An 8,798-nucleotide genomic window follows, 5' to 3' on the forward strand; every position below is an offset into this window, starting at 1 on the left:
AGGATAGCTTATCGGTAGCTAACCGTCCCTCCATCCACATGACCAAGCGTTGCACTTATTATCTGAATTCGCGCAGAACTTTGAATGATTAAATCGCACCTTCCATAGCCAGTTGCGTAAGGAATGCGGTGCTGATTATGCGAGAGTATCCTTTCTTCTCCGTGGACTTGATCATTATCATCCCACCACGCCTGGTCATTATTATATATTTCTAATTGCAGTTAAATATTCACACCGTCGAAAAGGGGTTGCTACAGGTCTGCTCGAAGAATTGAATACTCTGCTGAATAGCAACAGAGCAGCATGTTACGCTGAATGCACAACACCAGCTACACAGGCTTTATTTAAGCGTTTGGGTTATCGCACTTACCGTCAGCCTATCCATATTGAAGGGTTTCCAGACCTTTTACCGGTATGGCGTGAGCATCAATAAATAAAATAGCTGCAGACTATTATATGACCGGTTGGTTGTTTTATTGAACAATTACTGCAGGCTGAAGTTAAAAATTTTAACAATCATTCAGCCATAATCTGGAACACAATACGGTACACCAGTACAACAATCTGCTAACATTCGTCCTCAGATATTAGCTAGCTTGATAACGAGATGAATTGTGGGCGGCATAAGTCATACGCCATTTTCCCGGTTAACACCCGTCTTCGACGGCCATAACGATCTGCTGCTGCGTCTGTGGCTCGATGATGCGCCAGACGCAGTTGATCGTTTTCTGCACCAGCAGCTGGACGGGCAGCTGGATCTGGCGCGTATGCAGCTCGGCGGCTTTGCTGGCGGTCTGTTTGCCGTCTTTGTTCCGCCCGGTTCGCTAATGCCGCAACTCAAACCTGACGCACCCGCCCAGCCGCACGACCCGCTGGCCATCACCCATGAGCAAATCGCTTTACTGCAACAAATTGAAGCCCATTCCGCCGGGCGGGCAAAGATTTGTCGCAATGCCCGGCAGATTACCGACTGTATTGAGCAGAATATCCTGGCGATGGTGCTGCATATTGAAGGTGCTGAAGCTCTCGATGGCTCAGCCGAACAGCTGGATGCACTTTATCAGGCCGGTCTGCGCAGCATTGGTCCGCTGTGGAATAACCCGAATCAGTTTGGCTATGGCGTCACCGGTTCATTTCCAGCTTCGCCAGACAGTGGTGACGGGCTAACGGCGGCGGGCGTGGCGCTGCTGCACGCCTGCAACCGCAAAAAGATCCTGATCGATCTGTCGCATATGAATGAAAAAGCCTTCTGGCAGGTGGCGCAGCACAGCACGGCGCCGCTGGTCGCCACCCATTCCAATGCCCATGCGTTATGCCCGCAGCCACGCAATCTGACCGATAAACAGCTTGCGGCGATTGGCGAAAGTCGCGGTTTTGTCGGCGTCAATTTCGGCAATGCCTTTCTGCGCGCAGATGGCAAACGGGATAGCGATACGCCACTCAGCGACATTATCCGCCACCTCGATTACCTGCTGGAGAAGCTGGGCGAGGAGGGGGTGGGATTCGGTTCTGACTTTGATGGTGTCTCGGTTCCCGCTGCGCTGTGTGATGTCGCCGGGCTGCCACGCCTGATGGCGGCAATGCGTGGTGCGGGCTATTCGCAGCAACTGATCGAAAATATTGCCTGGCGCAACTGGCTGAATGTGCTGTCACGCAGCTGGTAGAGGAGGCGACGAACCAATAACCCCAATAAAGAAATGGTTCATTTGGTTCGTTTTAAGGAGTAACATCTGCGCCGCAAAACAGCAATAATTTGACAACAAATAGTTTGTCTGCCGCAATTATTCATCTGCGGCTTTGTTAATAACCAGAAAGAGGAGTGGAAGTATGAAAACCTGGACTAAACCTGCATTTGTTGATTTACGTCTTGGCTTAGAAGTGACTCTGTACATTTCTAACCGTTAATACCGATGCCCGCAGCCTGCTGTGGGCATTTTCTTTCCCCTTCACTGGTTTTGCTATGCAGATTAACGTTTTAGGTTCCGCGGCGGGCGGCGGTTTTCCGCAGTGGAACTGTAACTGTCCTAACTGTCAGGGCGTACGTAACGGCACCATTAAGGCCAGCCGACGTACACAATCGTCGATTGCTATCAGTGATGATGGTGTTGACTGGGTGTTGTGTAATGCCTCGCCGGATATCAGTCAGCAGATCGCTGCCACACCTGCATTGATCAAGCATGACGTGCTGCGCGGCACGGCGATTGGTTCGATTATTCTTACCGACAGCCAGATCGACCATAGCGCAGGCTTGCTCAATTTACGTGAAGGCTGCCCGCATCAGGTGTGGTGTACGCCGGAAGTACATCAGGATCTGACCAGCGGTTTTCCGGTGTTTACCATGCTGTCCCACTGGAATGGCGGCCTGGTGCACCATGCCATCACGCCGGGCGAACCCTTCCAGGTCGCGGTGTGTCCGGCGCTGACCTTTACCGCCATCCCGCTGCTCAGCAATGCGCCACCGTATTCACAATATCGTGGTAAGCCGCTGCCGGGCCACAATGTGGCGCTGTTTATCGAAGACCGCCGCACGGGCCGAACGCTGCTGTATGCCCCGGGGCTGGGCGAGCCGGATGAGACGCTGATGGCCTGGCTGCAGCGCGCCGATTGTCTGCTGATTGATGGCACGCTGTGGCGTGATAACGAGCTGGCAGCTGCGGGCGTCGGGCGTAACACTGGCAAGGATATGGGCCACCTGGCGCTGGCCGAGAAGCAGGGACTGATGGCGCTGCTGGCGTCGCTGCCTGCGGAACGCAAAATACTTATCCATATTAATAATACCAATCCTATCCTTAATGAAGACTCTGCGGAGCGCCAGGCGCTGACTGAGCAGGGTATTGAAGTCAGCTGGGATGGGATGCAAATCGAACTGTAGGTCACATAAGATGAATAACACATCATCCGCCGTGCTGCTGACGCCTGAGCAATTTGAGCAGGCGCTGCGTGCCAGAGGCAGCTACTACCACATCTATCATCCATACCATATCGCCATGCATAACGGCCAGGCGACGCGCGAACAGATTCAGGGCTGGGTGGCGAACCGCTTCTATTATCAGACCAGTATCCCGCTGAAAGATGCCGCGATTATGGCCAACTGCCCGGACCCGGATACCCGTCGTAAATGGGTGCAGCGTATTCTCGACCATGATGGTTATGGCAGCAGCGAAGGGGGCATCGAAGCCTGGCTGCGTCTGGGAGAAGCGGTGGGGCTGGATCGCGAGGAACTGCTGTCGGAAAAACATGTGCTGCCGGGCGTGCGTTTCGCCGTCGATGCGTATGTGAATTTTGCCCGTCGCGCGGTGTGGCAGGAAGCGGCCTGCAGTTCACTGACCGAACTGTTCGCGCCGCAGATTCATCAGGCACGCCTCGACAGCTGGCCGCAGCACTATCCATGGATTGAAGCGGAAGGCTATGACTATTTCCGCAGCCGCCTTAGCCAGGCGAATCGCGATGTTGAACATGGTCTGCAGCTGGCGCTGGAATACTGCAACACGGTGGAAAAGCAGCAGCGGATGCTGGAGATCCTGCAGTTTAAACTCGATATTCTGTGGAGCATGCTGGACGCAATGACCATGGCCTATGAACTTAACCGCCCGCCGTACCACAGTGTGACGCAGGATGCGGTGTGGCATACAGGACGCTTAGTGTGATGGACATTCAGCTTCAGCAAATCCCCGTTTTCCGTCGTGGTTACCGCTTGCAGTGGGAGCCGACTCAGGAGTGCCATGTCATCCTCTATCCTGAAGGCATGGCAAAACTGAATGAAACCGCGGCGCTGATCCTGCAACAGGTGGATGGTAAAGCCTCGGTGGCCGCGATTATTACCGCACTGAACCAGCAGTTCCCGGAAGCGGGTGGCGTGGATGATGATGTTGTCGAATTTTTCGCCCAGGCTGGCGAACAGAAATGGATAATCTACCGTGATCCCACCTAAACCGCCGGTCAAAGCGCCACTGTGGCTGCTGGCGGAGCTGACTTACCGCTGCCCGTTACAGTGCCCTTACTGCTCTAATCCGCTGGATTTCGCCAAACAGGAGAAGGAACTGACCACGGCGCAGTGGATTAAGGTGTTTGAACAGGCACGTGAAATGGGTGCGGTGCAGCTCGGTTTCTCCGGTGGTGAGCCGCTGGTGCGCAAAGACCTCGCGGAACTGATCCGCGCGGCGCGCGATCTCGGCTTTTACACCAACCTGATTACCTCCGGCATTGGCCTGACGCAGAAGAAAATCGACACTTTTGCAGATGCGGGTCTGGACCATATTCAGATCAGCTTCCAGGCCAGTGACGAAACACTGAATGCCGCGCTGGCCGGTAATGCGAAAGCCTTCCAGCAGAAGCTGGAGATGGCGAAAGCGGTTAAAGCGCACGGTTATCCGATGGTGCTGAATTTTGTGCTGCATCGTCACAACATAGAGCAGATCGATTGCATTATCGAACTCAGTATTGAGCTGGAAGCCGATGACGTGGAACTGGCAACCTGTCAGTTCTACGGCTGGGCGCAGCTTAATCGTGAAGGGCTGCTGCCGACGCGCGAGCAGATCGCGCGGGCGGAAGAGGTGGTGCAGCACTACCGCACGAAGATGGCGGATAAGGGCAATCTCGCCAATCTGCTGTTTGTCACCCCGGACTACTACGAAGAGCGGCCAAAAGGCTGTATGGGCGGCTGGGGGGCAATCTTCCTTAGCGTGACGCCGGAAGGGATGGCGCTGCCGTGCCACAGTGCGCGTCAGCTGCCGGTGCAATTCCCGTCGGTGCTGGAGCATGATCTGCAGCATATCTGGTATGACTCGTTCGGCTTTAACAAGTATCGCGGTTATGACTGGATGCCGGAGCCGTGCCGTTCCTGCAGCGAAAAAGAGAAAGACTTTGGCGGCTGCCGTTGCCAGGCGTTTATGCTGACCGGCAATGCCGATAATGCCGATCCGGTATGCAGCAAGTCTGCACATCACGGCAAAATTATCGCGGCGCGCGAGCAGGCAAACTGCACCAATATGCAGATCAGTGAACTGCAGTTCCGTAACCGCGCCAATTCGCAGCTGATCTATATGGGACAGCCGTCCTGATGCTGTCACTGACGCTGGCGAATGGGTTACAGGTGCATCTGCGCCATGATCCGACAGCGTCACGTGCGGCGGCCCTGATCCAGCTTGACGCCGGCAGTCATGCGACCCCCGTTGAATGGCCGGGGCTGGCGCATCTGCTGGAACATCTGGTCTTCGCCGGTGGTGAGCAGTATCAGGGCGATGCGCGGCTGATGGCCTGGGCGCAGCGGGTCGAGGCGCGGCTGAATGCCACGACCGACGATCATCACTGCGCCTGGTTCTTTGATGCCGGGTCGCAGCAGCTGGAAGCCGGACTGGCGCGCATGGTGGATATGCTGGCACAGCCGCGGCTGACCGAAGAGACGATCCGCCAGGAAGTGGCGGTGATTGATGCCGAATATCAGTTGCTGAGCCGTGATAGCGGCACGCTGACGGCGGCGGCCACGCGTTGTGCCTTTCGTTCTCCGGCGGCGATGCAGCGTTTCCATACCGGCAGTGCCGCCCGCTTTGGCGACGATACCGGCGCACTGCAGCAGGCGCTGCGTGACTGGCATCAGCAGCATTTCACCGGCAACCGACTGACGCTGTGGCTGCAGGGGCCGCAGTCGCTGGCGCAACTGACACATCTTGCGCAGCAGTATGGCGGCTGTTTTGCTTCGCCTCTGCCACGTTATGAAAAGCCAGAAACATTGCAGCTGGCGCACGCGCGCCATTATTCCTTATGTTCCGCCGCCAGTCCGCGCCTGCGTTTATCCTTCTGCCTGGCGAAAACGGGCTGGCAGCAGCGTGCATCACTGACGTTACTGCGTCATTTTTTGACCGATGAAGCGCCTGGCAGTCTGCTGGCTGAACTCAGGGCGCGGGATTACTGTGAGTCGGCCGAGGTGCAGCTGCTGTACTGCAGTTCGCAGGGCACTGTCCTGAGCATCGATTTTCTGCTCAGCAGCGCGCAGCAAACGCTGTGCGGCCCGGTTGAGGCGCTCTGCCTGCACTGGCTGCATCGGCTGGCCGATGCCGGGCTGGCGCAACTGACGCATTATGCCGCGCTGGCCTGCCAGCAATTTCGCGTGATGGCACCGGTCGATCAGCTACGCGCTCGCGCGTTTGGTTTTCCTCCGCCAGAGCAGGTGGACAGCAATTTCTATCAGCCGTGGCAGGCGCTGCTGGAGCAGCTTACCGCCAGCAATCTGACCCGGCTGTGGATTTCCCCGCTGGCTGATGCCGCGGATTATGCGACACAAGGCTTCCGCCTGGCGCTGACGGCAACGCCGTGGCGCGGCGGAGAGCGGCCTGCGGCGGAACCACACTGGCAATTCTATCCGCTGTCTGAAACTCTCGTCGCTCCCGAGTTACCGCAGGCGAGCTGTCCGCTGCCGCATCACCGCAGTGAACATGAGCAGAGTGTGTTGTTGCTGTCGCCTGCGCCGGGTTATCCGTTGTCGGAATTCTGGGGCGAAAAACTGCGTAACGGTCTGCGTGGTCTGGTTGCTGAATGCGCGCACGCTGGCGGCAGCCTGAGTTTTGCCGCAGAGCAGGGCAGCTGGCTGCTGACGTTAAGTGCAGAACCGCACCTGATGCTTTCTGTTCTGGATCGACTGCAGCAGCAGATCCGCGTGCTGGCTGTCGCCGGTCATCAGCAGGCGGTGCGCCAGTATCAGCAACACCAGCAGCAGTGGCGTGCCGCGATAGCCGTGCGGGCGTTACTGCAGCAGTTACCGCTGATCATCAATGGCGATGCGCAGCAGCCTGACAGCCTGTGGCCACAGCTGCCATGGTGTGCGGCGTTGTATGGCGGCGATCAGGCCTTGCAGCAACAGCTGTCACAACTGTTAACACTGTTTCCCGCGCCAGTAAATCCGTCATTACAGGCGGTGCTGCCGCCAGTGTCTGCGCATAAACGTTACAGCGTCACCGTAGCGGGGCGTGATGCCGCGGTACTGCTGTTTTGCCCGCTTAGCGGGCAGAGCGCGAGCGAACATGCGGCCTGGCGACTGCTGGCGGCAGTGTTTGCGCCACGGTTTTTCCAGCAATTACGTATCGAGCAGAACCTGGGTTATGTGGTGAGCTGCCATTTTCAGGCGGTGGCGGGCGTCAGCGGCATCGTGTTTGCTGTACAGTCACCGACGCATAGCACGGCAGCCATTCTGCAATCCGTCGACGCGTTTATTGAGGGCATGGCAGACGAAATTGCCACGCTGGATGAGGCGTTGTTCGCTCAACAACGCGCCAGCCTGCAGGCCAGTTTGCTGAGTGAACCCGCTGAACCGGTTGCCCGTTACCGTGCGCAGTGGCGCGCGCAGCAGGATTTCGCCGCGCCATTAACCGACGCGGCGATTGCACAACTCTCTGCCGGGCAGCTGTATCATTACTACCAGCAGCTGCGCGCGACGCGCGATAATGGGTGGGTGATTGTCAGCGATCAGGGCTCTGATATTGTTTCATGCTGAGCCTGACGAGTGGTCAGGCGCTTCTTTTCACCATTGAGACAATAATGCCATACAGTTCATCTTTTGCCTGCCCGGCGCTGATTGCGCCACTGGCCGCAGCACGCGATAAACTTTCCGCTGCACCGAGCATCGCCCATAACGGTGCGTCTGCCAGTGTGCCATGTGTGGCAAACGGAGCTAGCAGTGCGCGGCATTTGGCGATAAAGTCCGTTTCGTAATCACGCTTTACCTGCTCCAGTTCCGGCGTGCCGGCAAGTGCGGCGATCACGCCGGGAATTTCCCGTCCCTGTTGCTGTACACAGTCGACATAGGCACCGGCTATCACCTGTGCTCTGGCCTGCAGGCTGTTTTCATTGCGGGCCAGCGCGTCATCCATGAGTGCGTTCTGACGCTGGTCATATTGCTGATAAAGTACGGCAAAAAGCCCTGAACGTGTTGCAAAGTGATCGTAAACCACGGGTTTGGTCACACCCGCTTTTTCCGCCAGTCTGCCTAATGTCAGGGCATCCGTGCCTTCTTCCCGAATCAGTTGCCATGCCATTTGCAGTAATTGCTGATGGCGTTCTTCACGCGATAAGCGGGTGCGTTTTTCAGCTGTTGACATGCTTATATACCAAAGGTAAGTTACTAATGGTATATAGCTTACGCTTCCCGTTAACCGCAGGCAAGCTGGAGGGCTTTCTATGCACGCACATATTGTTGTTTCTCATCCCTTAGCTGATTCACTCACCCATCGCGTGGCGCAGCAGATTGCGGCGGGCGTGCAGCAGCACGCAGGGCACAGTGCGCAGATACATGATTTGCGGCGCAATGGCTTTGATCCGCGCTTCAATGCCGCCGATATGGCCGCGTTTCAGAAACAGGCACCGATCCCGGCTGATGTGGTAGCCGAACAGCAAAAAATCGCCGCCGCCGATGCGCTGGTACTGGTGTATCCGGTTTACTGGTGGTCGCTGCCCGGTCTGCTGAAAGGCTGGATTGACCGGGTGTTCTGTAATGGCTGGGCGTATGACGATGATATGCAGGGGAAACTGGTGAAGAAGTTAGGCCATCTTCCGGTACATCTGGTGGCGCTCGGCGCGGCAGACAGCGGCACCTGGCAGCGTCATGGTTATCGGCAGGCGATGCAGACCCAGATAGATCACGGCATTTTCGACTATTGCGGTGCGCCGGTTGCGTCGTCAACCGTGTTATTACAGGAAGATATTGCGCAGCATCTGGAAAAAGCACGCCAGTTAGGGAAGGTGCGATTTAATCGTCAATTATGAGAACATAACTCTTTCTTTGACATAGACTTTTCACGATGCCCGCT

10 protein-coding genes are annotated in these 8,798 nt (G+C 56.5%); 9 read left to right on the forward strand and 1 reads right to left on the reverse strand.

What is annotated here, in order from left to right; genetic code table 11:
- Positions 1 to 112: 112 nt before the first annotated feature.
- The 8 genes from ACSZO1_RS20650 (at position 113) to pqqF (ending at position 7,486) form a co-directional block, all read left to right on the forward strand.
- Positions 113 to 433 carry a GNAT family N-acetyltransferase gene (locus ACSZO1_RS20650; protein ID WP_437616008.1) on the forward strand — a complete coding sequence of 107 codons (321 nt, stop codon included), beginning with the start codon at positions 113 to 115 and terminating at the stop codon, positions 431 to 433.
- Positions 434 to 614: 181 nt separating this feature from the next.
- Entirely contained in the window at positions 615 to 1,664 is a 1,050-nt protein-coding gene (locus tag ACSZO1_RS20655) for a dipeptidase (protein ID WP_437616010.1), read from the forward strand.
- A 163-nt stretch (positions 1,665 to 1,827) separates the two neighbouring features.
- The gene (pqqA, locus tag ACSZO1_RS20660; protein WP_437616026.1) at positions 1,828 to 1,905 is read left to right on the forward strand and encodes a pyrroloquinoline quinone precursor peptide PqqA; all 78 of its coding nucleotides are present in this window, start codon (positions 1,828 to 1,830) and stop codon (positions 1,903 to 1,905) included.
- Between the two features lie 55 nt (positions 1,906 to 1,960).
- Positions 1,961 to 2,872 carry a pyrroloquinoline quinone biosynthesis protein PqqB gene (gene pqqB, locus ACSZO1_RS20665; protein ID WP_437616012.1) on the forward strand — a complete coding sequence of 304 codons (912 nt, stop codon included), beginning with the start codon at positions 1,961 to 1,963 and terminating at the stop codon, positions 2,870 to 2,872.
- Between the two features lie 10 nt (positions 2,873 to 2,882).
- Entirely contained in the window at positions 2,883 to 3,647 is a 765-nt protein-coding gene (pqqC, locus tag ACSZO1_RS20670; RefSeq protein WP_437616014.1) for a pyrroloquinoline-quinone synthase PqqC, read from the forward strand.
- Positions 3,647 to 3,931, forward strand: coding sequence for a pyrroloquinoline quinone biosynthesis peptide chaperone PqqD (gene pqqD / locus ACSZO1_RS20675; protein WP_437616016.1), 285 nt, complete (start codon positions 3,647 to 3,649; stop codon positions 3,929 to 3,931). The genes pqqC and pqqD overlap by 1 nt, the downstream gene beginning before the upstream one ends.
- Entirely contained in the window at positions 3,918 to 5,060 is a 1,143-nt protein-coding gene (gene pqqE / locus ACSZO1_RS20680) for a pyrroloquinoline quinone biosynthesis protein PqqE (RefSeq protein ID WP_437616018.1), read from the forward strand. The genes pqqD and pqqE overlap by 14 nt, the downstream gene beginning before the upstream one ends.
- Complete coding sequence (pqqF, locus tag ACSZO1_RS20685; RefSeq protein WP_437616020.1) at positions 5,060 to 7,486, forward strand: pyrroloquinoline quinone biosynthesis protein PqqF; 2,427 nt, start codon at positions 5,060 to 5,062, stop codon at positions 7,484 to 7,486. The genes pqqE and pqqF overlap by 1 nt, the downstream gene beginning before the upstream one ends.
- 13 nt (positions 7,487 to 7,499) lie before the next feature.
- Here the strand turns inward: pqqF and ACSZO1_RS20690 are convergent, their stop codons facing one another.
- A complete protein-coding gene (locus ACSZO1_RS20690) occupies positions 7,500 to 8,090 on the reverse strand; it encodes a TetR/AcrR family transcriptional regulator (RefSeq protein ID WP_437616022.1) in 591 nt (196 codons plus the stop codon).
- Between the two features lie 79 nt (positions 8,091 to 8,169).
- Between ACSZO1_RS20690 and ACSZO1_RS20695 the strand changes: the two genes are divergently transcribed.
- Positions 8,170 to 8,754 (forward strand): NAD(P)H-dependent oxidoreductase, encoded by a 585-nt coding sequence (locus ACSZO1_RS20695; protein WP_437616024.1) that lies wholly within the window; start codon positions 8,170 to 8,172, stop codon positions 8,752 to 8,754.
- Positions 8,755 to 8,798 lie beyond the last annotated feature (44 nt).

Origin of the sequence: Erwinia sp. V71, from assembly GCF_965644245.1 — a bacterium.
Lineage (GTDB): Bacteria > Pseudomonadota > Gammaproteobacteria > Enterobacterales > Enterobacteriaceae > Erwinia.